The following is a 21,228-nucleotide window of genomic DNA, read 5'->3' as shown; positions in this document are numbered from 1 at the left end:
GCGGACAAGAAGGCCGACTCTTTAGGAGAAGGCAATGGCCCTGACCGACGGCATGGACCTGGACCCGGCGAACGTAGTGCGTTCGGAGCGCGTGGAGATCGATGCGCCCGCCGCGATCGTGTGGGAGATCCTGACGGATTTCGCCAATTACAAGGCGTGGAATCCGTTTTGCATCGATTGCGACAGCCGCCTGGAGATCGGCGCGGCCGTGAACATGAAGCTGGCGAGCTACACCGTGCCCGGCCAGGTCGTCGACAATGTGGAATATATCTGCGCGATCGAGCCCGAGCGCCTGATTTCCTGGGAGCTGCCCTTCATGGAAATCTGGCCTTATCCGGCCCGGCGCGACCAGATCATCGAGCCGCTCGGCCCGGATCGCTGCGCCTATAACAGCACCGACGCCTTCTTCGGCGACAACGGCATCCATGTGATGCGTTTCTGCGGCGACTGGGTGAAGCGCGCCTTCGACGATACCGCCCGGGCGCTGAAGGCGCGGGCGGAAGCCATCCATTCCGAACGGAAGGCCGCCTGATGTTCGAAGTGCTGGGCATGAGCAGCCCCAACGTCCTCAAGCTCGTGCTGATGCTGGAGGAATGCGGGTTCGATTATCGGCTGCGCCACGTCGACGTGTTCGCCGGCCAGCAGTTCGATCCGGCCTTCCTCGCCATCAGCCCGAACAACAAGGTGCCGGTGCTGATCGACCAGCGCGGGGCGGAGCCCTTCGCGGTGTTCGAAAGCGCATCCGCGCTGCTCTATCTTTCCGAGGCATCCGGCCTGATGATGCCGGCCGACGCGCATCTGCGGTCGCGGGCGATGTCCTGGCTGATGCTGCAGACGGCGTCCGTCGGCCCGATGTTCGGCCAATATGTCCATTTCTTCCGCTACGCGCCGGAGGATGAGCGCGGCTATGGCCTGCGCCGCTACGAAAGCGAGGCCGTGCGCATCCTGGGCGTGCTGGAAAGGCGGCTGGCCGAAAGCCCCAATCTCGCGGGCGAGGAATATGGCCTGGCCGATGTCGCGACGCTGCCGTGGATCCGCACCGCCGACAGCATCTTCCCGCTGTTCAAGCGGGAAGGGGCCTGGAACGAATTTCCGGCGCTGCGCCGCTGGTTCGAGGCCGGGCTGGCGCGGCCGGCGACGGGCCGGGCGGTGGCCGCGCTCGATGCCCTGCTTTCCGATGATGTCGCCGCTTTCGGCCGTGCCGACAGCGATGCGATCGACCGCTTTTGCGGACGTGGCCGCCACGACCATTCCGCCAAACTGAGTGCCGCAACGACGGCCTGACCGACGACTGGGAGGAGTATCTAGTGTATATGACCCGTTTCAACCGCGGCGCGAGCCTGCTCGCGCTGGCGATGGCGTTCGGCATCGTGCCGGCGCTGGCGCAGGAGACGGCGGCCGATGCCCCGGCCGGCAATGGCGGCCTTGAGGATATCGTCGTCACTGCCCAGAAGCGCAGCGAGAACGTGCAGCAGGTTCCGATCGCCATCTCGGCGGTCAATTCCGAATATCTGCAGTCGCGCGACATCAGCTCGATCGACCAGCTCGGCTCGGTCGCGCCGAACATGAAGATCGATCGCGCGCCTTCGAACAAGACGATCTCCCAGATCGCGATCCGCGGCTCGGTGACGATCAACCCCGCGATCACCTGGGAACCGGCGGTCGGCATGTATGTCGACGGCGTCTACATCGCCAAGGCGCAGGGTTCGATCTTCGACATCGCCGATCTGGAGCGGATCGAGGTGCTGCGCGGGCCGCAGGGCACGCTTTATGGCCGCAACACGCTGGCCGGCGCCGTCAACCTCGTCACCAAGAAGCCGAGCGGCGAGCTGGGCGGATCGGCCGAGCTGACCTACGGCAATTTCGATGCCTGGAAGCTGAAGGGCGTGCTCGATCTGCCGCAGATGGGCATCTTCTCCGCCAAGGTCTCCGGCCAGATCCAGAAGCGCGACGGCGTGATCAAGGTGGAAGACAATGCCTTCGGCATCACCGACACCAACGATCTCGACAATCAGAGCTTCATGGTCCAGCTCCGCGCGCAGCCGACCGACAATCTGACGCTCGATTACGCCTATGACTATTCGAACTTCAACCAGCGGCCGGACTATGCCCAGCTCTACAAGGTGAACCAGAACGGTCAGCCGGGCGACATTTTCGATCCGAACAGCGTGGGTTATTCCGGCATTCCGCTCGGCATGTTCGCCAACAAGGATCGTCAGAAGACCGCGCATATCGATGCCGACGTCTATGAAAAGACGCGGACGCAGGGCCATGCACTGACGGCGAGCCTCGACCTGGGCGACGCGACGATCAAGTCTATCACCGCCTATCGCAAGCTGCGCTTCCACGACAATCTCGATCTGGACGGATCGCCGCTGGATATCGCCAACACCGCCCGGAACGTGAAATATCACCAGTTCAGCCAGGAACTGCAGGTTTCCGGCAAGGCGCTCGACGATCGCATCGATTATGTGGCGGGCCTTTTCTACTTCAAGGATCATTCGGAAACGGACAATCCGCAGGCGTTCTTCTTCCACTCCACCAACTATGATTCGACCTATGGATCGCATACGGAAGCCTATGCCGCCTATGCCCAGGTCGATTTCCACGCGACCGACAAGCTCGTGCTGACCGGCGGCCTGCGTTACAACCACGAAACCAAGGACATCAGCCGTTATCTGGCCTTCAACGGCATGCCGCTGATCGACGTAGCCTATGGCGACGTTCCCAAGGCCAAATATAACAATCTGAGCCCGGCCGCGACGGTGCGTTACGAGATCACCGATCGCGTCAACGTCTATGCCCGCTATGCCCGCGGCTACAAGTCCGGCGGCTTCAACGGCGAAACCAACGAAGTCGTCATGCCGACCACGGATTGCCCGTCGGGCGCGCCGGAACTGTGCAATCCCTACAAGCCGGAGAAGGTCGACAGCTACGAAATCGGCTTCAAGAGCCGCATGCTGGACAACAAGCTGCAGCTCAACGTCGCCGGTTTCTGGGACGAGCATAAGGATATCCAGCTTGCCGTGTTCAGCGGTTCCGGCGCGGCTGCCTCGGTGGTGCGCAACGCGGGTGCCGCGCGCATCCGTGGCATCGAGATCGAGGCCATCGCCCGGCCGGCGGATTTCCTGACGTTCAACACCTCCTTCTCGATCCTCGACGCCAAGTATAAGTCGTTCATCGAGGATGACGCGAACGGCGTTCCCCAGCAGGTGGCCGACAACCGTGCCTTCCCGCACACGCCGAAATACACCGCCTCGATCGGTGCGGACTGGCGTGTGGTGGAAGGCGACTGGGGCAAGTTCAACCTGATCGGCGACCTGAACTACGTCTCGAAATATTACACCTATCCCTATGCGATCGACGTGACGGGTCCGTCGGACCAGACGGCGATGACCACGCAGTCGCAGGGCCGCACGATCGTCAATCTGCGCGGTGTGGTGTCGGATGTGCCGCTGGGCGGTGTCGAGGCGCAGTTCTCCTTCTGGGTGCGCAACCTGTTCAAGGAGAACAATCCGCAGAACTTCATCGATTTCGGGCCGAGCTTCGGTGGCATGACCGTGGCTTACTTCCCCGATCCGCGGACCTACGGCATCACCGCCGGCATCCGCTTCTGATGAAAATATCCGCGCCGGGCGGCCTGCCCGGCGCGGAAACGGATGTGCGGATCGTCCCGGTCGGGGCCATCCGCATGCCAAGCCCCTTTCCGGCCAGCCGGGGAGGGGCTTTGCTTTTGGGAGAGGATATGGACGCGCGCATTCAGGACCTGCTGGACCGGGAGGAGATCCGCCAGCTCATCACCACTTATTGCCAGGCGGCGGACCGCCACGACCATGAGAAGATGCGCACGCTCTATCATGCGGATGCGATCGACGATCATGGCGCGATGTTCTGCGGGCCGGCGATGGAGTTCATCGACAAGCTGCCCGAAATCCAGGCGCCGATGGAAATCCTCCATCACAATGTGACGACCATCAACCTCGCGATCGACGGCGATTATGCGGAGGGCGAGGTCTATCTGCTGGCGCTGCATCGCGCGAAGACGCCCGACGGGCCGATGGATGTGCTGGTGGGCGGCCGCTATTTCGACAAATATGCCCGGCGCGAGGGGCGGTGGAAGTTCCTGCACCGGGTGATCGTGGCCGACTGGGCGAACATCCATTCGCCGTCGATCATCGATCTGGAGCATCCCTTCCTGGAGGGCGCGAAGATCGGCAGGCCCGGCCCGGCCGATCCTTCCTACGGCTTCTTCCGGCTGATCCGGCGCGGGGTCTGACTAAAAAAAGAGGCCCCGGCGGACGTATCCGCCGGGGCCCGATATCCGATCAGCGGCGGATCGAGAGCGTCACCGAATAACGCCGGGGATCGCTGAAGAAGCCTTCGCGGAAGCCGAAGGTGGCCGATCCGTCGAAGCCCGCCGTCAGCACCTGCTTGTTGGTGACGTTATCCACCGCGAAGCGCAGCGACGTGCCGTCCCACGGCAGGTCGAAATCGGCGCTGAGGTTCAGGATCGCATGATCCGGCGCCCGCAGCGGCGAGTTCTCGACGTCGATATAGGTGAGGCTGCGATAGCTGGCGTCCGCGCGGAAGGTGGCGTCCAGGCTGTCGGTGATCGGCTGGGTGTAGACCAGGCTCAGGCTGCCGGTGATGTCCGGTGCCTGCTTCAGCTTGCGATCGGTGAGGTCGGTCAGCACGCCGTTGATGTAGGATTCGAACTCCAGATATTTGGCGTCGAGCAGGCCCAGCGAGCCGTTGACGCGGAGGCGGGAGGTGACGCGCGCGTCCAGCTCCAGCTCCAGCCCCTGGATGCGGGACTTGCCGGCATTCTCGTAGGTGACGTTGAGGTTCGTCTTGTTCACCAGCAGCTGCTGGTCCTTATATTCGTTGCGGAATGCCGCGAGGTTGATCGTCACCGGGCCGAAGCTGCTCTTCACGCCCACTTCATAGGCGGTCAGGTGCTCCGGATCGTAGGAGCCGATCTCGGCCTCCGCCGTGGGACGGCCGTTGAAGCCGCCGCTGCGGAAACCCCGCGACCAGGAGGCATAGCCCAGCACGCCCGGCTGGAACTTGTAGCTGAGCGAGGCGCGCGGGCTGAAATTGTCCCAATGCTTCGACAGCGTATAGGGGTAGAAACCGGGGATCAGCGGCTGCTGGCTGTAGATGCGCAGCGATTTCTGCGTGAAGGTCTTCTTCTCATAAGTGTATCGGCCGCCAAGCTCCATGACGAGCGCGTCGGTGAGATCGTAGGTGAAGTTGCCGAAGGCGGCGTAGTTGGTCGTCTTCTGGCGGTTGTGGAAATCGATGTTGAGATCGAGCGCCTCGGCCAGGGCCGGATCGAAGCCGGCCTCGATCATCGCCGGATAGAGGCCGTCCGCCACGATCAGCCGGGTATCGTCCCGCGTCTTTTCCCGGAAGAAATAACCGCCGACCAGCAGGTTGCCGCGATCACCGAACAGGGGCGTGGTATATTGCAGCTCCTGGCTGAACTGCCGCGCGGTCTCATCATGGATGTCGCCGGCATAATTGACGGCGGACGAGGCATCGCCGTCGCGGCCGAAGACGGCGTTCACCCAGCGATAGGCGGTGATCGACTTGATCGTGCCGGCGCCAAGCTCATGCGAGAGGGTGAGGCCGACATTGGCGGAATCGGCGTCGTCGCGGTTCAGCTCGGGCGTGGAATCCGTCCGGTCGATCCGGTCGGGCACCGTGCAGCAGGGCGCGATCAGCGCGCTCTGCAGATCGGAGATGAAGGTCGGCGTGAAGGCCAGCATCGAGTGCGCGGCCGAATTCTGGCGGCGGTGCAGGCCATCGGCCGTCAGCACCGCATCGAAGGGGCCGCCATCATAATGCAGGGTGATGCGGCCGGCGACGATATTCTTGTTGCCCAGATTCTTGCCGGACGGGATCTTCTGCCAGCCTTCGCCGAACTCGCCGAGGCCGGAGATGCCGATCGAGAGCTTGTCCGTCAGTGCGGTTTCCACGTTCGCGCGGGCGCGGACCGTGTTGTAGGAGCCGTAGCGGACATCCGCCTGGAGACGGGTGGTGCCATCGGGAATGTGGCTGACGACGTTGATCGCGCCGCCGATGGTGTTCTTGCCGAACAGCGAACCCTGCGGCCCGCGCAGCACCTCGATCCGGTCGATGCCGAGCAGCTCGGTGGTCGCGCCGAAGGTGCGCGCGACATAGACGCCGTCGATATAGAGGCCCACGGCCGGATCGGCGGTGATGATGAAGTCGTTTTCGCCGACGCCGCGGACGAAGGCGGCGATACCGCCGCTATTGCCGCCCTGGCCGGGGGTGAAGTTCAGGTTCGGGGCGATCTGCTGGACGTCGGTGACGGCATCGAAGCCGCGGGAATCGAGATTGGCCTGGCTGACGGCGGTGACGGCGATCGGCACGTCCTGCAGCTTTTCCTCGCGCCGGCGGGCGGTGACGACGATGTCGCTGCCATTATCGGCCGCGGATGCCGCGACGGCATCATCCTGGGCGTGGGCCGCCGGCGCATAGCCGATGGCGGCGGAACATGCCGACAGCATGAGGAGCGCGCGGAGCGCACGCGGGTTGCGAACAGACATTTTTGTTTCTCCCTGAACGGCGCCAGGCGCCTATGGTGGCGCCTAGGCAGTCCGGGGAGCGCAAAGCAACAACAGACAGCGCATATCCGGTGGATATGCGTTGTATGCGGCCCGAAATGATACGTTCTGGTCGCAAGCGCCGAAGCCCTCCGCCGTAGCGGAAGGCTTCGGTATCGCTTTACTCGGCGGCGATCGCCTCGCGCTGCGCGGCCTTGGCGCGGAAGTGCGGGATCACCTTCTCGCCGATGTTGCGGATCGTCTCCATGATCGCCTCGTGCGGGATGGTGCCCATCTGGAAGAGGAACAGCACTTCGTCCGCGCCGGCTTCCTGAAGCCGCGTGCAGTAGCGGATGCAGTCGTCGGCATCGCCATAGGCATCCTGCGCGACGGTGTAGTTGCTCGTCATCGCATCGCCGCCGTCGACGATCTTTTCCTCGGAGATATAGGCCACGACATGCTCGCGGGTCTGGGCGAGCGCGGCTTCATTCTCCTCGGCCGAATCCACGTCCACGGTCGGCTTCGGGCCGCCCTGATACCAGTGGGCGATCGCCTCGGCGAAGAAGCGCTGGCCGCGCAGGCCGATGCGGCGGGCCTTCTCGCGATCGTCGAGCACGCAGGCCGCGCAGAAGGCGGCGAGATGCTCGTTCGGGCGGAAGCCGACCTGATCCTCGGGCTTGCGGTTCTTGAAATTCTCGCGATAGATCGCGTTCTTGCGGGCGATCTCCTCGGGGCCGGAAAAACCGAGCACGAGGGCGCCGATGCCGCGACGGCCGGCCAGCTCCAGCGTCGATTCACGGGTGCAGGCATAATAGATCGGCGGGTGCGGATCCTGTACCGGGCTCGGATGGATCGGGCGCGACGGGATCTTGATATATTTGCCGTCATGCTCGACGTGCCCGTCCTTCAGGATCTTCGGGATCAGATACATCGATTCATCGATCATCGGCTGCAGTTCGGCGAGGTCGTAGCCGAAGGTGCCGGCTTCCTGCTGGGTGCCGCCCTTGCCCATGCCGAAGTGGACGCGCCCGCCGGACAGGATGTCGAGCGTGGCGATGCGTTCCGCCACCTTCACCGGGTGGTTCATGGCCGGCGGCAGGCAGACGACGCCATGGCCGATGCCGATCCGCGTGGTGCGGCCGGCGATATAGGCGAGGAAGGTTTCCGGCGCCGACATGTGGGCATATTGGGTGAGCGCGGTGTGCTCCACGGCCCAGACATTGTCGAAGCCCAGTTCCTCGGCCAGCAATACCTGCTCGACGATCTCCTCGAAGCAGCGGCGCTCGGACTCGCGCGAGGGGTCCGCCATCTGCGCTTCGTAGATGATGGAGAATTTCATCGATTCGTTCCTCTTCCCATGGAATTTGAAACGATCATGGCGTGAGTCCCCAGGTGCAGCATCGTCCATTTGGACCAGCCGCGTAGGGGCGAAGGAAGCGATTGTTTTACAAAGGGTTCAGGCCGGGTTGACGAAGCTGTCCAGCACGCGCTTGCGGCCCGAAAGCTCGAAATCGATCTCCAGCTTGTTGCCTTCTATCTCGGCGACCGATCCGTAGCCGAACTTGGTGTGGAATACGCGCTGGCCGATGGCGATATCCGATCGCGGCTTGGCGGCGTAGGAGGTGGCGGAGGCCCGCACCTCGACCACGCGCCTGGGCGACGGATCGTAGCCGGCGGCGGCCGCGCGCTGCCAGCCCGGCCCGCGCCCGGTGCCGCGCCCGATATCGTGGAACGGATCGGCCTGTTCGGACCATTGCGCCCGCCACAGGCTTTCGCCGCCGCTCATCGTCGTTTCGCTTTCGACATGCTCGGCCGGCAACTCCGCCACGAAGCGCGATGGGATGGAGGAGGTCCATTGCCCGTAGATGCGCCGGTTGGCGGCGTGGAGGATGGTCGCCTGCCGCCGCGCGCGGGTGATCGCGACATAAGCGAGGCGGCGCTCCTCCTCGAGGCTGGCGATGCCGCCTTCGTCGAGCGCGCGCTGCGACGGGAAGACGCCTTCTTCCCAGCCGGGCAGGAATACGGTGTCGAATTCCAGCCCCTTGGCGGCGTGGATCGTCATCACCGTCACCTTCGCGCTCTCGCGATCGGCGTCATTGTCCATGACGAGGCTGACATGTTCCAGGAAGGCGGGGAGGGTTTCATATTCCTCCATCGCCCGCGTCAGCTCGGTAAGGTTTTCCAGCCGCCCGGCGGCCTCGGCGGTGCGTTCGGCCTGGAGCATCGCGGTATAGCCGGATTCGTCGAGCATCTGACGCGCCAGCTCGGCATGGGGCAGATCATTCAGCCGATCCCGCCAGCGAGCGATATCGCCGACGAGATTGCCCAGTGATCGCCGCGCCTGCGCGGTCAGCTCATCCGTGTCGAGGATGCGCGCGGCCGCCAGCGTCAGCGGAATCCCTTCCGCGCGGGCGAGCTGGTGAACCTTGGCGACGGCCTTGTCGCCCAGCCCGCGCTTGGGCGTGTTGACGATGCGTTCGAAGGCGAGGTCGTCCGCCGGCTGGTGGATCACCCGCAGATAAGCGAGCGCGTCGCGTATCTCGGCGCGCTCGTAGAAGCGAAAGCCGCCGACGATGCGATAGGGCAGGCCGATCGCGATGAAGCGATCCTCGAACTCGCGCGTCTGGAACTGGGCGCGGACGAGGATGGCGACATCGTCCAGCCTGCCGCCCCGGCGCTGATATGCCTCGATCTCGTCGCCCACGCGGCGGGCTTCCTCCGGCCCGTCCCACACGCCGATGACGCGGACCTTCTCGCCCACGTCGGCCTCGGTCCACAATTCCTTGCCCAGCCGCCCGCCATTATGGGCGATCACGCCGCCTGCGGCCGCGAGGATGTGGGGCGTGGAGCGATAATTCTGTTCCAGCCGGATGATCTTCGCGCCGGGAAAATCCTTCTCGAAGCGCAGGATATTGGCCACCTCCGCCCCGCGCCAGGAATAGATTGACTGGTCGTCGTCGCCCACGCAGCAGATATTCTTGCGCTGCTGAGCGAGCAGCCGGAGCCACAGATACTGCGCGCTGTTGGTGTCCTGATACTCGTCCACCATGATGTAGCGGAAGCGCTGCTGATATTGCTCCAGCACGTCGCGGTGCGTCTTCAGGATGACGAGCATGTGGAGCAGCAGATCGCCGAAATCACAGGCGTTCACGGCGCGCAACCGATCCTGGTAGAGGCGGTAGAGCTGCTGGCCGCGGCCGTTGGCGAACAGCTCGCTCTCGCCGGCATCGACATCGTCGGGCGTCCAGCCGCGATTCTTCCAGCGATCGATCAGCCCGCCCAGCGCGCGGGCTGTCCAGCGCTTCTCGTCCAGATTTTCGGCGAGGATGATCTGCTTCATCAGCCGTAGCTGATCGTCGGTGTCGAGAATGGTGAAGTTGGATTGCAGGCCGACCAGCTCGGCATGGCGGCGCAGCATCTTGGCGCAGATCGCGTGGAAGGTGCCGAGCCACGGCATGCCTTCCACCGCATCGCCCAGCATCCGGCCCACGCGCTCCTTCATCTCGCGCGCGGCCTTGTTGGTGAAGGTGACGGCCAGGATCTCCGACGGCCAGGCCAGCCGCGTCGCCACCAGATGGGCGAGCCGGGCGGTGAGCGCCGCCGTCTTGCCCGTGCCGGCGCCGGCCAGCACGAGCACCGGCCCCTCCGTTGCCAGCACGGCTTCGCGCTGGGGCGGATTGAGGCCGCGCAGATAAGGGGGGGCCGAAGCGGGATCGGCCAGCGCGCCGGGCAGGGAAGGGGGCGAGTGATTCACATGTGAACAGTTAGGGAACGGAGCCCGCCGGGGCAACCTCCCGCGATCCGCGCATTCTATGTTCGTGCTGCGTAACAATACGTGATAGTTTCGCTTTCTCCGTAAGTCGAAATGGGGGTTGTGATGCCTTTGATGCAACGACTCGTGGCTGAACTCTTCGGAACATTCTGGCTTGTCTTGGGTGGATGCGGCGCCGCTGTGCTTGCGGCCAAGTTTCCCGAAACCGGGATCGGCTTTGCCGGTGTTGCGCTGGCCTTCGGTTTGACCGTGGTGACGATGGGCTATGCCATCGGCCATATTTCCGGTTTCCACCTCAACCCCGCGATCACCGTGGGCCTGTGGGCCGGCGGCCGCTTTCCGGCGAAGGACGTGGTGCCCTATATCGTCGCCCAGGTGGTGGGCGCGATCATCGCCGCCTTCATCCTCCTCCAGATCGCCAGCGGATCGCCCGATTTCGTGCTCGGCCCCAACGGCCTGGCCGTGAACGGATATGGGCCGCAATCGCCCGGCGGCTATACGCTGGGCGCGGGCCTGACGATCGAAACGGTGCTGACCTTCGGCTTCCTGATCGTCGTGCTCGGCGCGACGGATAGCCGGTCGCCGATCGGCTTCGCGCCGATCGCCATCGGCCTGGCGCTCACGCTGATCCACCTCATCTCCATCCCGGTGACGAACACGTCGGTCAATCCGGCGCGCAGCACGGGGCCGGCGCTGATCGTGGGCGGGCTGGCGCTGCAGCAGCTCTGGGCCTTCTGGGTCGCCCCCATCATCGGCGGCGCGCTGGGCGGCTTCGCCTATCGCGCGCTTGCGGGGGATCCGCCCGCGGCCCGCTAACCTGCCTCGGCCGGTATCGGTCGGCTCGTCGAACGGAAGGCCCGTCCGCATGCGCAGGCGGGCCTTCGTCATTTCGGTATTTTCCATGTCGCGGCCGCTGACAGCGCGCTGTGCGCCTGCGCCCCTATATGGCGCATTCCCGTGACTGGCATGGTTCCTGCCTATTCCCTGTCGCCAAAACAGGAGGCTAGGATCATGAAATCCCTTGGAAAACTTTCTGCATTTTGCGTGCTGGCTCTGCCTTTCGTCACAGCGCCGGCACATGCTGTGNTGACGGTCGACAGCTCGGCCTATGCGCTGAGCGCCTCGCTGAGCGCGGTCAACGCCGTGCTGGTCGATATCGGGCCGCTCGCCGCCGCGGGCGGCACCGCCGCGCCGGCCTATAACGACAGCGCCGCGCTGGCGACGATCGACCAGCAATTGCAGTTCGCCGGCCTCGGCCTCGTATCGATCAACCAGCGGCTCAACACCGGGGTCGTCACCAGCTCCGCCTCGTCGCCTTATCCGGTGACGCCGACGGGCACGGCCACCTCCGCGATCGCCGGCGTCGATATCGGGCTGGAGACGCAGGTGCTGTTCCTGCCGCCCCTGACCATCCTCGGCCTTACGGCGGATGCGATCACCTCCACCACATCGGTGAGCGCGGTGGGCGGGTTGAGCGCCACCGGGGCGACCACGATCGCCGGGCTCGACCTCACCGGCCTCGGCCTGGGCGGGCTGTTCATCGACGCGGCGCTGTTCGTGAACCCCGATCCCAACACCGTGCTGCTCGACCTCCTGGGCCTGCGCATCGTCCTCAACGAACAGACGAGCTGGGGCGACGGCGTGAACAGCATCGGCCTTGCCACCAATGCGCTGCGCATCACCTTCGACGATTTCCTGCTGGGCGGGCGGCTCGTCTCCGGTGACGTCATCCTTGGCCATTCGCAGGCCTCGATCACCGATTTCGTGCAGCAGAACGCGGTGCCCGAACCGGCGAGCTGGGCGCTGATGATCATGGGTTTCGGCCTGGTGGGCAGCGCGATGCGGATCAGGAAGGCGCGTCCGGCCATGGCTTGACGCGTGGCGCCCGAGGCTCCAATCCCCGCCCGCATTTCAGGGATGGAGCCGGATGACGGGAAGCAAAGCGAGCGCGCCCTCGACAAGGCGGGTGTTGGGGGCGAGCCTGATCGGCACGGCGGTCGAATTCTACGACTTCTATATCTACGCGACCGCCGCCTCGCTGGTCTTCGGGCCGTTATTCTTTCCCGCGGCCGATCCCGGCATCCAGCTGCTCGCCGCTTATGCCAGCCTTGCCGTGGCCTTCATCGCCCGGCCGGTCGGCGCCGTGGCCTTCGGCCATTTCGGTGACCGGATCGGGCGCAAATCCACGTTGGTTGCGTCGCTTCTCATCATGGGCGGGTCGACGATGGCGATCGCCTTCCTGCCCACCTACCAGTCGATCGGCTGGGTCGCGCCGGCGCTGCTCTGCCTCCTCCGCTTCGGCCAGGGTTTCGGGTTGGGCGGGGAGTGGGGCGGCGCCGCGCTGCTGGCGGTGGAAAACGCCCCGCCCGGCTGGAAGGCGCGTTTCGGCATGGCGCCGCAGCTTGGCGCGCCCGTGGGCTTCATCGCCGCCAACGGCCTGTTCCTGCTGCTGGGCCTGATCCTCTCGCCCGATCAGTTCCGTGCCTGGGGCTGGCGCATCCCGTNCCTGGCGAGCGCCGTGCTCGTGATGCTGGGCCTGTGGGTGCGGCTGAAGCTGACCGAGACGCCGGCCTTCGCCGCCGCGCTGGAGGAAGCGCCGCCGGCCCGGGTGCCGATCGCCGAACTGGTCCGCAATCATGCGGTGGAGACGATCGGTGGCACCTTCGCCGTCGTCGCCTGCTTCGCGCTCTTCTACATCGCGACCGCCTTCGCGCTGGGTTACGGCACCACCACGCTCGGCTACCCGCGCGAGACGTTCCTCGCGGTGCAACTCGTCGCGATCCTGTTCATGGCGGCCGGCATCGTCGCGGCGGCCTGGCTGGCCGACCTGCATGATCCCCGCCGCGTGCTGATGGGCGGCTGCATCGCCACCATCGTCACCGGGATGCTGATGGCGCCGATGCTGGGCGGCGGCAGCCTGCTGATGGTCGGCGCCTATCTGGCCTTGTCGCTATGGGTGATGGGCTTCGTCTACGGCCCGCTGGGCGGCTGGCTGCCGGAGCTGTTCCCGGCCCGGGTGCGCTATACCGGCGCGTCCATGGCCTTCAACCTGGGCGGCATCATCGGCGGCGGGCTGACGCCGGCCGTGGCGCAGGTGCTGGCGCGGGATCATGGCCTGGTGCCCGTCGGCCTCTACCTCGCCGCGGCCGCGCTGCTCAGCCTGATCGCGCTTATTCCGCTGCGTCGCGCCGCAGCAGCGTGAGCTTGGCCTTGCCGTGGGTGCGTTCCGCATCCACGGACCAGCCGGTGGCGGAAACGGGTTCGTCCCGGCTCGTCTCGATGCTCGCCCATGCGCCGGGGCTCGCCCAGCCGAGCCGGGTGAGGCGCTCCAGCAGCGCGCCCGCGCCGCCGCTGCCATAAGGCGGGTCGAACAGCAGCAGATCGTGGGGCTGCGACACGGGGCCGAGCGTGGCGACAGGCTGCGCCCGGATATCGGCAACCGCGCCCAGCTTCGTGGCATTGGCGCGCAATATCTCCACCGCCTTGCGATCCTGCTCGACAAAAATGGCGTGCGCCGCGCCGCGCGACAGCGCTTCGAAGCCCAGCGCCCCCGATCCCGCGAACAGATCGGCTATGCGAAGCCCTTCGAAATCGCCGAGCCGGCTGGCCAGCATGGAGAAGAGCGCCTCGCGCGTGCGGTCGCTCGTGGGGCGGGTGGCGTCTCCCGGAGGGGCGGCGATCGTGCGGCCGCGCCATTTGCCTGCGATTATGCGCATGATCTCACTTCAGCGTCTTGCGGAAGGCGACCAGTTCGTGCTGCAGCACCTCGTCCACCGCGCCGACGGGAAGATCGCCGAGGCGGAAGGGGCCGTAGCTGGTCCGGATCAGCCGGCTGACCTGGAGGCCGAGATATTCCAGCACGCGGCGGACCTCGCGATTCTTGCCTTCCTTCAGCTTCATCTCCACCCAGGCGTTGCGACCGGTGCGCCGTTCGAGATTGGCATCGATCGATCCGTAGCGGACGCCTTCGATCTCCACGCCCTCGATCAGGTCCTCCAGCATCGCCTGGCTGACCTCGCCGAACACGCGGGCGCGGTAGCTGCGTTCGACGCCGGTGGCCGGCAGCTCGAGCTGGCGCTTCAGGCCGCCGTCGGTGGTGAGCAGCAGCAGCCCTTCGGTATTGAGGTCGAGCCGGCCGACCGGCACCAGCCGGGGCAGGCCGCGCGGCAGGCGATCATAGATGGTGGCGCGTCCCCTGGGATCGCGCTCGGTGGTCAGCACGCCGTTGGGCTTGTGGAAGCGGAAGAGGCGGGTCGGTTCGGGCGCGGCGACGGGCTTGCCGTCCACGGTGACGCCGGCGAGCGATTTCAGGATCGTGGCGGGCGTTTCCACCACTTCCTCGCCGATGGCGATGCGCCCTTCGGCGATCATCCGTTCGATTTCGCGGCGGGATGCGATGCCGGCGCGGGCCAGCAGCTTGGCGATCCGATCGCCTTCGCCGGGGGCCACGGGCGTGGCCGGCCGGGCGGGGACAGCGGCCCGTTCCAGCCGCGCCGCGCCGCGCCGGGGGCGGGCGTCGCGGGCCGGGGTTCCGGTGGTGCCTGCCTTGGCCACGCCATCCTTCGGGCGCGGAGTGGCCCTGGGCTTGCCGGTGCGCAGCGCGTGGTCGGCGGCGCGGCGCGCATCGCGGGCGGACGCCGAGGGGCTCTTGGCGCGGAGCGGCTTGTCGGCGGACGCGCCTTCTCCCTCGGCCGCCGCCTTGCGGGGTCGGCCTTTGGGGGGATGGCTTTTCACGGGCCGGTCGGTGCCGGGGCGCTGCCGGTTGGGCCGTTTATCGTCGCGCGGGGGGCGGGGAGGTCGCATCGCGATCCCCTAGCCCCGATCGCGCTTTCAGGCCAGCGCCAGCTTCAGCGATTGGCATCCGGATCGAGATCGAGGCCGCGCCGGCCACTCTCCGGCGTATGGCTGGGCGCGCGGGCCGGTTCGATGACCGGCGATTCCACCACCTCCAGCGCCTTTTCCCACTTCGCCACGACGACGCTGGCCACGGCGTTGCCGACCACATTGGTCGCCGACCGGCCCATGTCGAGGAAATGATCGACCGCGAGGATCAGCAGCAGGCCCGCTTCCGGTATCTTGAAGAAGGCCAGCGTGGAGGCGATCACCACCAGGCTGGCGCGCGGCACGCCCGCCACGCCCTTGGACGTCACCATCAGCAGCAGCAGCATCGTCACCTGCTCGCCCACTGACATATGGATGCCATAAGCCTGCGCGATGAACATGGTCGCGAAGGTGCAGTACATCATCGTGCCGTCGAGGTTGAACGAATAGCCCAGCGGCAGCACGAAGCTGGCGATCCTGCGCGGCACGCCGAAGCGGTCCAGCGCCTCCAGCGTGCGCGGGAAGGCGGCTTCGGACGATGCGGTCGAGAAAGCGAGGAGGATGGGATCGCGGATATAGCGGAACAGGATGCGCGCCCGCCCGCCTGCGATCAGGAAGGCGGCGAACAGCAGCAGCGACCAGAGCAGCACGAGCGAGATATAGAACCCGCCCATGAAATAGCCGAAGGTGATGAGGATCGACGCGCCTTCCTTGGCCAGCGCGCTGGTGACGGCCGCGAACACGGCGAAGGGCGCGAAACGCATCACATAATCGGTGATCTGCAGCATCACCTGCACGAGCGCCTCGACGCCGCGCACCAGCGGCGCGGCCTTTTCGCCCACGGCGGTGATGGCGACGCCGGTGAAGATCGAGAAGACCACGATCTGCAGGATTTCGTTGGTCGCCATCGCCTCGAAGATCGATTTCGGCACCAGATGCGTCACGAAATCCTTGAGCGTGAAGGTAGCCTTGTCGACGCCGCTCGCCGCCGTCACCTCCGGCAGCGGCAAGGCGAGCCCGGCGCCCGGCTGGAGGATGTTGACGAGGATCAGGCCGAGCGTGAGCGACACGAGGCTGGCGCACAGGAACCAGGCGATTGTCCGCGCGCCCACCCGGCCCAGCGCCGCCGTATCGCCCATATGCGCGATACCCGCGACCAGCGTGGAGAAGACCAGCGGCGCGATGATCATCTTGATCAGCCGCAGGAACAGATCCGTGACGATCGAGAAATAATCCGTGATGGCGGCAACCTGCGCCTTGTCCGGCACCATCGCGTTGATCGCGAGGCCCACGACGATGCCGGCGACCATGGCGACAAGAATGAAGAGTGTGAGGCGCTTCGCCACCGACGTCTCCGAGAGTTGGAAAGCGGGCACTCGTTGACGGAAAGTGCGTCCGGGTCAAGCCGCCAGCCTCGAGCAGGGGTGGAACATTTGGCGACCATGCGCCATTATCCCCGGCGACAGGGAGGTTCGACGCGATGATCTTCGGTGGTCGGGCTCGAGCGATAAGGCGGCTTCTGATCGTCGAGGACGAGCCGCTGGTCGCGTTCGATAGCGAGCATTTCCTGTCGGACGTCGGCTATCATGTGGTCGCCACCGTCGATCGCGCGACATTGGCGGTAAAGGTGCTGAAGCGCGAGCCGGTCGATCTGGTGCTGGCGGACGTGAAGCTTTCGGCGGGAAGCGGGCTGGATGTCGCCCGCGTCGCGCTGGAACAGGGCGTGCCTGTGCTGTTCGTCACCGGCACATGCCCGCCCGGCGCCAGCGATTTCGCGGTCGGCTGCCTTGCCAAGCCCTATTCCCATCGCGGCCTGAAGGCGGCCATCGAGGCGGTGGAAAATCGCCTTTCCGGCGGCAGGGCCAGGCGGCTCCCGGCCGGCCTCGTCCTCTACGACCGCGAAGGCGGCGCCGTGGCGTAGCGAACGCCGCGACAATTCCCTTTGCGCCGGCGCGCGCGACGCTATTGTTGCGGCGATGACCGACACGACCAGCGCCGCCCGCCCGGGCTTTCTCGCCGCGATTACGCCCTATTTTCGGCCGCGCCCCGTGGCGGCGCTGCTGCTGGGAATTTCAAGCGGGTTTCCGCTCACGCTGCTGCTGGCGACGATGGCCTATTGGTTGTCCAAGGTTGGCGTGGACAAGACCACGATCGGGTTCGCCGTCGGCTTGACGACGCCCTACACGCTCAAATTCCTTTGGGCTCCGCTGATCGACCGCATCCGCATTCCCGGGCTGAGCAATCTGCTGGGGCAGCGGCGAGCATGGCTGCTGACCATCCAGATATTGCTGTTCGGCGCGATCTGGATGCTCGGCGCGAGCGATCCCGCGCACGGGCTTGGCCTGTTTGCCTTCTGGGCGGTGGTGACGGCCTTCCTGTCGGCAACGCAGGATATCGTCATCGATGCCTATCGTATCGAGATCCTTCCGGAGGCCGAACTCCCGCACGGCACGGCAATGAACCAGTTCGGATATCGCCTCGGCAATCTTCTGGCTGGTGCCGGGACGGTCTGGCTCGCTTCGACCGAAGGGGCGGGCGTCGGCTGGGCGCTGGCTTATGGCATCACAGCATTTTTGGTCATTCCGGGGGCGATCGCATCGCTCTGGGCCGGCCCCGGTCTGCATGAGCGCGCAGTGGATGCAAGAGGATCGGCGCGTACGGTGGGAGCATGGCTGCGCGAGACGGTGGTCGATCCGTTCCGTGAATTCCTCGGGCGGCGCGGCGCGATCCTGATCCTGCTGTTCGTGCTGATCTACAAGCTCGGCGATGCCATGGGGCAGAATATGCTGAACCCCATGATCGTCGATTTGGGGTTCAGCGATACCGAATATATCGCCGTCAACAAGCTCGTCGGATTCTGGGCTCTGATCGTTGGATCGGCCTTGGGCGCACCTTTCATCGCGTGGCTTGGGATGGGGCGTGCCCTGTTCGTTTCCGGCCTGCTGATGATGTTCAGCAATCTGGCTTTCGCCTGGCTGGCGATGATCGGCCATTCACCGGCGGGATTGGCGTGGGCGGTGGGCATCGAAAGCCTTACCAGCGGGATAGGCCTGACCGTGTTTGTCACCTATCTCTCCGGGCTGTCCAACCTCGCTTATACGGCTACCCAGTTCGCGCTGCTGTCCTCATTCGCCGCCGTGGGCCGGACCTGGCTCTCCACGCCGTCGGGCTATGCCGCAAAGGCCCTTGGCTGGCCCGGTTTCTATATCCTGACGACGATCGTGGCGATCCCCGGCCTGCTTCTGCTCTGGACGCTGTGGAAGCGGGGCTTCGTTGTCGAGCATGTCCGGCAGCCGGGAACCGAGTAAGGCCGTTGCTCGAAGCCTAGTTTCCGCTGTCGCCGAGGAGCGGCTTGCCCAGATCCTCGAACGCCTGTGCCAGCGCCTGGGCGCTGCTGAGCGCGCCGAGGCAGTTGGCGACGCCCAGCATGCCGGCCAGCAACCGGTGGGCGGCGGGCGCGTCGTTCCGGGCCACGCCGATCGCGGCCAGCATGGTCGCCTCGGCGTCCGTCATGCGAGGGCAGCAGCAGGGGGCGACCAGGATGCGGCGGCTCGATACGCGCGAGGCTTCCGCCATCAGCGCGCGCAGCAGCACCAGCGGCCGGCGGAAGCTGAGGCCGAAGCCGCAGAGCATGGCGTGGGCGGCATGCGCATCGTCCAGCCCATGGGCGGCGACGCGGCGGATGCCGAAGAGCAGCAGCCGGTGGTTTTCGTCCATCGGCGTGGGGTGGGGCAGGAGTTCGATCGGATGGACGGTCTCGCCGGGCATGCTTTCCTCTCCCGAGATTGGAGGAGGATGAAAGCAGTCCGGCTATTGCGAGTCAATCGCAATTAAGAGGGCTTGCGATGATCCGTGGCTGCTCAATCGACATGGCTTTTGGCAAGTGCATGGGCGAGCATGCGAAATTCCTTTTCCCGCGGGCTGCCCTTGCGCCACACGATGGCGATGCGGCGGGCGGGGTGATCCGCATCCAGCGGCCGCGCGATGATATCGGTATTGTCGAGGATGCCGGCCTTGATCGCCATTTCCGGCAGCAAGGTCACGCCCAGGCCGTTGTCCACCATCTGCACGAGCGTATGAAGCGAGGTGCCCAGCATCGCGGCTTCCGCCCGCAATTCCGGGCGGTTGCAGGCGGCGAGGGCATGATCCTTCAGGCAATGGCCGTCCTCCAGTAGCAGCAGGCGCCGCTCGTCGATGGCATCGGCCTCGATCGCATTGCTGCCGGTCGGCGCCTCGCCGGCGGGGAAGGCCACGAACAGCCGGTCGTCGAACAGATCCTCATGCTCGATGTCGCCGCAATGATAGGGCAGCGCCAGCAGCACGCAGTCGACATGGCCGCGGTGCAGCGAATCGCAGGCGGCGCTTGTCGTCTCCTCGCGCAGATAGAGCTTCAGGTCCGGCCATTCGGCGCGGATGCGGGGCAGGATGCGCGGCAGGAGGAAGGGGGCGATCGTGGGGATCACGCCCATGCGCAGTTCGCCCGAAAGCGGCTTTCCGGCCGCCCGCGCCAGATCGGACAGTTCTTCCGCCTCGCGCAGCACGCGCTGGGCCTTGTCCGCGATGCGCAGGCCCAGCGGCGTGAAGCGGACGACGCGGCGCGTGCGTTCCACCAGCGTGATGCCGATCAGCGATTCCAGCTCGCGCAAACCCGCCGAAAGCGTGGATTGCGTGACGAAGCAAGCCTCCGCCGCCCGGCCGAAATGCCCGTGGTCGCGCAGCGCCACCAGATATTGCAGTTGTTTCAGCGTCGGGAGGTAGGTGCTCATTCATCGCCTCTATCGATCAATGAGCCACAAATAATCAATTTGCTCTTTCGATGCTATCCCCCCATATCGCTCCTCGTCAGTTTCAACCCACCCACTCGAAGGAGCATCCTTATGGCCCTCACCGTTGGCGATCAGTTTCCCGGCGTAACCGTTCCCGTCCAGCAGGGCGTGTCCGCGCTTCCGGCCGGCGAGACGATCGACCTGTCGAAGACCGACGGCAAGTGGAAGGTCGTGTTCTTCTGGCCGAAGGACTTCACCTTCATCTGCCCGACCGAGATCATCGGCTATGGCGAGCTGGTGAAGGATTTCGCCGATCGCGACGCGGTGCTGATCGGCGCCTCGACCGATACCGATTTCGTCCACTTCGCGTGGCGCAAGTCGGATGAACGCCTTGCCAACTGCGATTTCCCGTGGATCGCGGACAATAAGAAGGAACTGGCGAACGCGCTGGGCATCGTCGACAAGGATGCGGGCGTCGCGCTGCGCGCCACCTTCATCGTCGATCCGCACAACGTGATCCAGCACGTCACGGTCAACGGCCTCAACCAGGGCCGCAACCCGGCCGAGGCGATCCGCGTCCTCGACGCGCTGCAGACCGACGAGCTTTGCCCGTGCAACTGGCACCAGGGCGAAGAGGTTCTGAAGCCGGCGGCCTAACCCTTCGGGGCCGCACAGCCGTGGCGCGTCAGCGCTCGGCGACGGGGCGCGGGGGGATGCCTCCCGCGCCCTTTTCTTTGATCATCAGGAGCTTTCCATGTCGCTCAAGGCTTTCGCCGATACGCTGCCCGATTATGCCAAGGATATCCGGCTGAACGTCGGTTCGCTGCTCAACGACCAGACGCTGGGCGACCAGCGCAAATATGGCCTGCTGCTCGCCTGCGCCCACGGCTCCGGCTACCGCCCGCTCGTCGAGGCGGTCGAGGCCGAGGCGGAGGGCAAGCTTTCGCCGGATGCCGCCAATGCGGCCCGCGCCTCGGCGGCGGTGATGGCGATGAACAACGTCTATTATCGCTTCGTCCACCTCGCCTCGAACAAGGAATATGGCACGCTGCCGGCCAAGCTGCGCATGAACGTGATCGGATCGCCGGGCATCGAGAAGGACGATTTCGAGCTGTTCAGCCTCGCCGTCAGCGCGATGAACGGTTGCGGCATGTGCATCGACAGCCATGAAAAGGTCCTGCGCGGCCATGGCGTGGCGACGGACGTGATCCAGACGGCCGCCCGCGTCGGCGCGATCCTAAAGGCGGTGGCCACGGTTCACGCCACCGCCGTCTGAACGGCAAGGCTGGAAATCCCC

The 21,228-nt window shown here is 65.6% G+C and carries 19 protein-coding genes; 11 read left to right on the top strand and 8 right to left on the bottom strand.

The window, feature by feature from the left end:
• The first annotated feature begins 34 nt into the window (after positions 1–34).
• From BHE75_RS12030 to BHE75_RS12015, 4 genes are all read left to right on the top strand, one after another.
• Positions 35–532 carry an SRPBCC domain-containing protein gene (locus BHE75_RS12030; protein WP_015457076.1) on the top strand — a complete coding sequence of 166 codons (498 nt, stop codon included), beginning with the start codon at positions 35–37 and terminating at the stop codon, positions 530–532.
• Positions 532–1,284: a glutathione S-transferase C-terminal domain-containing protein gene (locus tag BHE75_RS12025; RefSeq protein WP_070934005.1), complete on the top strand. Its 753-nt coding sequence runs from the start codon at positions 532–534 to the stop codon at positions 1,282–1,284. Before BHE75_RS12030 ends, BHE75_RS12025 begins: the two co-directional genes overlap by 1 nt.
• A 29-nt stretch (positions 1,285–1,313) precedes the next feature.
• Positions 1,314–3,617, top strand: a complete 2,304-nt coding sequence (locus BHE75_RS12020) for a TonB-dependent receptor (RefSeq protein WP_070934004.1) — start codon at positions 1,314–1,316, stop codon at positions 3,615–3,617.
• Between the two features lie 128 nt (positions 3,618–3,745).
• On the top strand, positions 3,746–4,276 hold the full coding sequence (locus BHE75_RS12015; RefSeq protein WP_070935804.1) for a nuclear transport factor 2 family protein: 531 nt from the start codon (positions 3,746–3,748) through the stop codon (positions 4,274–4,276).
• Positions 4,277–4,325: 49 nt separating this feature from the next.
• On the opposite strand, the gene BHE75_RS12010 is transcribed toward BHE75_RS12015, so the two are convergent.
• From BHE75_RS12010 to BHE75_RS12000, 3 genes are all read right to left on the bottom strand, one after another.
• On the bottom strand, positions 4,326–6,575 hold the full coding sequence (locus BHE75_RS12010) for a TonB-dependent receptor (RefSeq protein ID WP_070934003.1): 2,250 nt from the start codon (positions 6,573–6,575) through the stop codon (positions 4,326–4,328).
• Positions 6,576–6,753: 178 nt separating this feature from the next.
• Complete coding sequence (locus tag BHE75_RS12005; RefSeq protein WP_015457071.1) at positions 6,754–7,911, bottom strand: LLM class flavin-dependent oxidoreductase; 1,158 nt, start codon at positions 7,909–7,911, stop codon at positions 6,754–6,756.
• A 117-nt stretch (positions 7,912–8,028) separates the two neighbouring features.
• On the bottom strand, positions 8,029–10,326 hold the full coding sequence (locus BHE75_RS12000; RefSeq protein WP_070934002.1) for an ATP-dependent helicase: 2,298 nt from the start codon (positions 10,324–10,326) through the stop codon (positions 8,029–8,031).
• A gap of 123 nt (positions 10,327–10,449) precedes the next feature.
• Between BHE75_RS12000 and aqpZ the strand changes: the two genes are divergently transcribed.
• The 3 genes from aqpZ (at position 10,450) to BHE75_RS11985 (ending at position 13,546) form a co-directional block, all read left to right on the top strand.
• A complete protein-coding gene (gene aqpZ, locus BHE75_RS11995; protein ID WP_070934001.1) occupies positions 10,450–11,160 on the top strand; it encodes an aquaporin Z in 711 nt (236 codons plus the stop codon).
• A 150-nt stretch (positions 11,161–11,310) separates the two neighbouring features.
• A complete protein-coding gene (locus BHE75_RS11990) occupies positions 11,311–12,219 on the top strand; it encodes a PEPxxWA-CTERM sorting domain-containing protein (RefSeq protein ID WP_438830622.1) in 909 nt (302 codons plus the stop codon).
• A gap of 52 nt (positions 12,220–12,271) precedes the next feature.
• Entirely contained in the window at positions 12,272–13,546 is a 1,275-nt protein-coding gene (locus BHE75_RS11985; protein ID WP_070933999.1) for an MFS transporter, read from the top strand.
• Here the strand turns inward: BHE75_RS11985 and rsmD are convergent.
• From rsmD to BHE75_RS11970, 3 genes are all read right to left on the bottom strand, one after another.
• Positions 13,515–14,060 carry a 16S rRNA (guanine(966)-N(2))-methyltransferase RsmD gene (gene rsmD, locus BHE75_RS11980; RefSeq protein ID WP_070933998.1) on the bottom strand — a complete coding sequence of 182 codons (546 nt, stop codon included), beginning with the start codon at positions 14,058–14,060 and terminating at the stop codon, positions 13,515–13,517. The genes BHE75_RS11985 and rsmD overlap by 32 nt on opposite strands.
• Positions 14,061–14,064: 4 nt before the next feature.
• Positions 14,065–15,078: a pseudouridine synthase gene (locus BHE75_RS11975; RefSeq protein WP_438830590.1), complete on the bottom strand. Its 1,014-nt coding sequence runs from the start codon at positions 15,076–15,078 to the stop codon at positions 14,065–14,067.
• A gap of 113 nt (positions 15,079–15,191) precedes the next feature.
• Positions 15,192–16,511 (bottom strand): dicarboxylate/amino acid:cation symporter, encoded by a 1,320-nt coding sequence (locus BHE75_RS11970; protein WP_015457064.1) that lies wholly within the window; start codon positions 16,509–16,511, stop codon positions 15,192–15,194.
• Positions 16,512–16,645: 134 nt separating this feature from the next.
• Here BHE75_RS11970 and BHE75_RS11965 point away from each other — a divergent pair, with 134 nt between their 5' ends.
• Both BHE75_RS11965 and BHE75_RS11960 read left to right on the top strand, forming a co-directional pair.
• A complete protein-coding gene (locus tag BHE75_RS11965; protein ID WP_015457063.1) occupies positions 16,646–17,086 on the top strand; it encodes a response regulator in 441 nt (146 codons plus the stop codon).
• A gap of 55 nt (positions 17,087–17,141) precedes the next feature.
• Complete coding sequence (locus tag BHE75_RS11960) at positions 17,142–18,473, top strand: AmpG family muropeptide MFS transporter (RefSeq protein ID WP_070933997.1); 1,332 nt, start codon at positions 17,142–17,144, stop codon at positions 18,471–18,473.
• Positions 18,474–18,489: 16 nt separating this feature from the next.
• On the opposite strand, the gene BHE75_RS11955 is transcribed toward BHE75_RS11960, so the two are convergent.
• Together BHE75_RS11955 and BHE75_RS11950 are read right to left on the bottom strand one after the other, a co-directional pair.
• On the bottom strand, positions 18,490–18,933 hold the full coding sequence (locus BHE75_RS11955) for a DUF6628 family protein (RefSeq protein WP_070933996.1): 444 nt from the start codon (positions 18,931–18,933) through the stop codon (positions 18,490–18,492).
• 92 nt (positions 18,934–19,025) lie between these two features.
• Positions 19,026–19,931, bottom strand: a complete 906-nt coding sequence (locus BHE75_RS11950) for a hydrogen peroxide-inducible genes activator (protein ID WP_015457060.1) — start codon at positions 19,929–19,931, stop codon at positions 19,026–19,028.
• A 111-nt stretch (positions 19,932–20,042) separates the two neighbouring features.
• Here BHE75_RS11950 and BHE75_RS11945 point away from each other — a divergent pair, with 111 nt between their 5' ends.
• Both BHE75_RS11945 and BHE75_RS11940 read left to right on the top strand, forming a co-directional pair.
• The gene (locus BHE75_RS11945) at positions 20,043–20,588 is read left to right on the top strand and encodes a peroxiredoxin (protein ID WP_015457059.1); all 546 of its coding nucleotides are present in this window, start codon (positions 20,043–20,045) and stop codon (positions 20,586–20,588) included.
• 97 nt (positions 20,589–20,685) lie between these two features.
• Positions 20,686–21,207: a carboxymuconolactone decarboxylase family protein gene (locus BHE75_RS11940; protein WP_070933995.1), complete on the top strand. Its 522-nt coding sequence runs from the start codon at positions 20,686–20,688 to the stop codon at positions 21,205–21,207.
• Positions 21,208–21,228 lie beyond the last annotated feature (21 nt).

Source organism: Edaphosphingomonas haloaromaticamans (assembly GCF_001853345.1).
GTDB classification, from domain to species: domain Bacteria; phylum Pseudomonadota; class Alphaproteobacteria; order Sphingomonadales; family Sphingomonadaceae; genus Sphingomonas_E; species Sphingomonas_E fennica.
The sequence above is the reverse complement of the archived record's forward strand: the minus strand, read 5'-3'. Positions and strand labels throughout refer to the sequence as shown.

Excerpts from the sequence above, each read along its gene's own strand:
- BHE75_RS12025 (WP_070934005.1), top strand. The coding sequence starts at position 532 with ATGTTCGAAGTGCTGGGCATGAGCAGCCCCAACGTCCTCAAGCTCGTG.
- BHE75_RS12030 (WP_015457076.1), top strand. The coding sequence starts at position 35 with ATGGCCCTGACCGACGGCATGGACCTGGACCCGGCGAACGTAGTGCGT.
- BHE75_RS11955 (WP_070933996.1), bottom strand. The coding sequence starts at position 18,933 with ATGCCCGGCGAGACCGTCCATCCGATCGAACTCCTGCCCCACCCCACG.
- BHE75_RS11945 (WP_015457059.1), top strand. The coding sequence starts at position 20,043 with ATGGCCCTCACCGTTGGCGATCAGTTTCCCGGCGTAACCGTTCCCGTC.
- BHE75_RS11950 (WP_015457060.1), bottom strand. The coding sequence starts at position 19,931 with ATGAGCACCTACCTCCCGACGCTGAAACAACTGCAATATCTGGTGGCG.
- BHE75_RS11940 (WP_070933995.1), top strand. The coding sequence starts at position 20,686 with ATGTCGCTCAAGGCTTTCGCCGATACGCTGCCCGATTATGCCAAGGAT.
- BHE75_RS12010 (WP_070934003.1), bottom strand. The coding sequence starts at position 6,575 with ATGTCTGTTCGCAACCCGCGTGCGCTCCGCGCGCTCCTCATGCTGTCG.
- BHE75_RS11960 (WP_070933997.1), top strand. The coding sequence starts at position 17,142 with ATGACCGACACGACCAGCGCCGCCCGCCCGGGCTTTCTCGCCGCGATT.
- BHE75_RS12015 (WP_070935804.1), top strand. The coding sequence starts at position 3,746 with ATGGACGCGCGCATTCAGGACCTGCTGGACCGGGAGGAGATCCGCCAG.
- BHE75_RS11965 (WP_015457063.1), top strand. The coding sequence starts at position 16,646 with ATGATCTTCGGTGGTCGGGCTCGAGCGATAAGGCGGCTTCTGATCGTC.
- BHE75_RS12020 (WP_070934004.1), top strand. The coding sequence starts at position 1,314 with ATGACCCGTTTCAACCGCGGCGCGAGCCTGCTCGCGCTGGCGATGGCG.
- aqpZ (WP_070934001.1), top strand. The coding sequence starts at position 10,450 with ATGCCTTTGATGCAACGACTCGTGGCTGAACTCTTCGGAACATTCTGG.
- rsmD (WP_070933998.1), bottom strand. The coding sequence starts at position 14,060 with ATGCGCATAATCGCAGGCAAATGGCGCGGCCGCACGATCGCCGCCCCT.
- BHE75_RS12005 (WP_015457071.1), bottom strand. The coding sequence starts at position 7,911 with ATGAAATTCTCCATCATCTACGAAGCGCAGATGGCGGACCCCTCGCGC.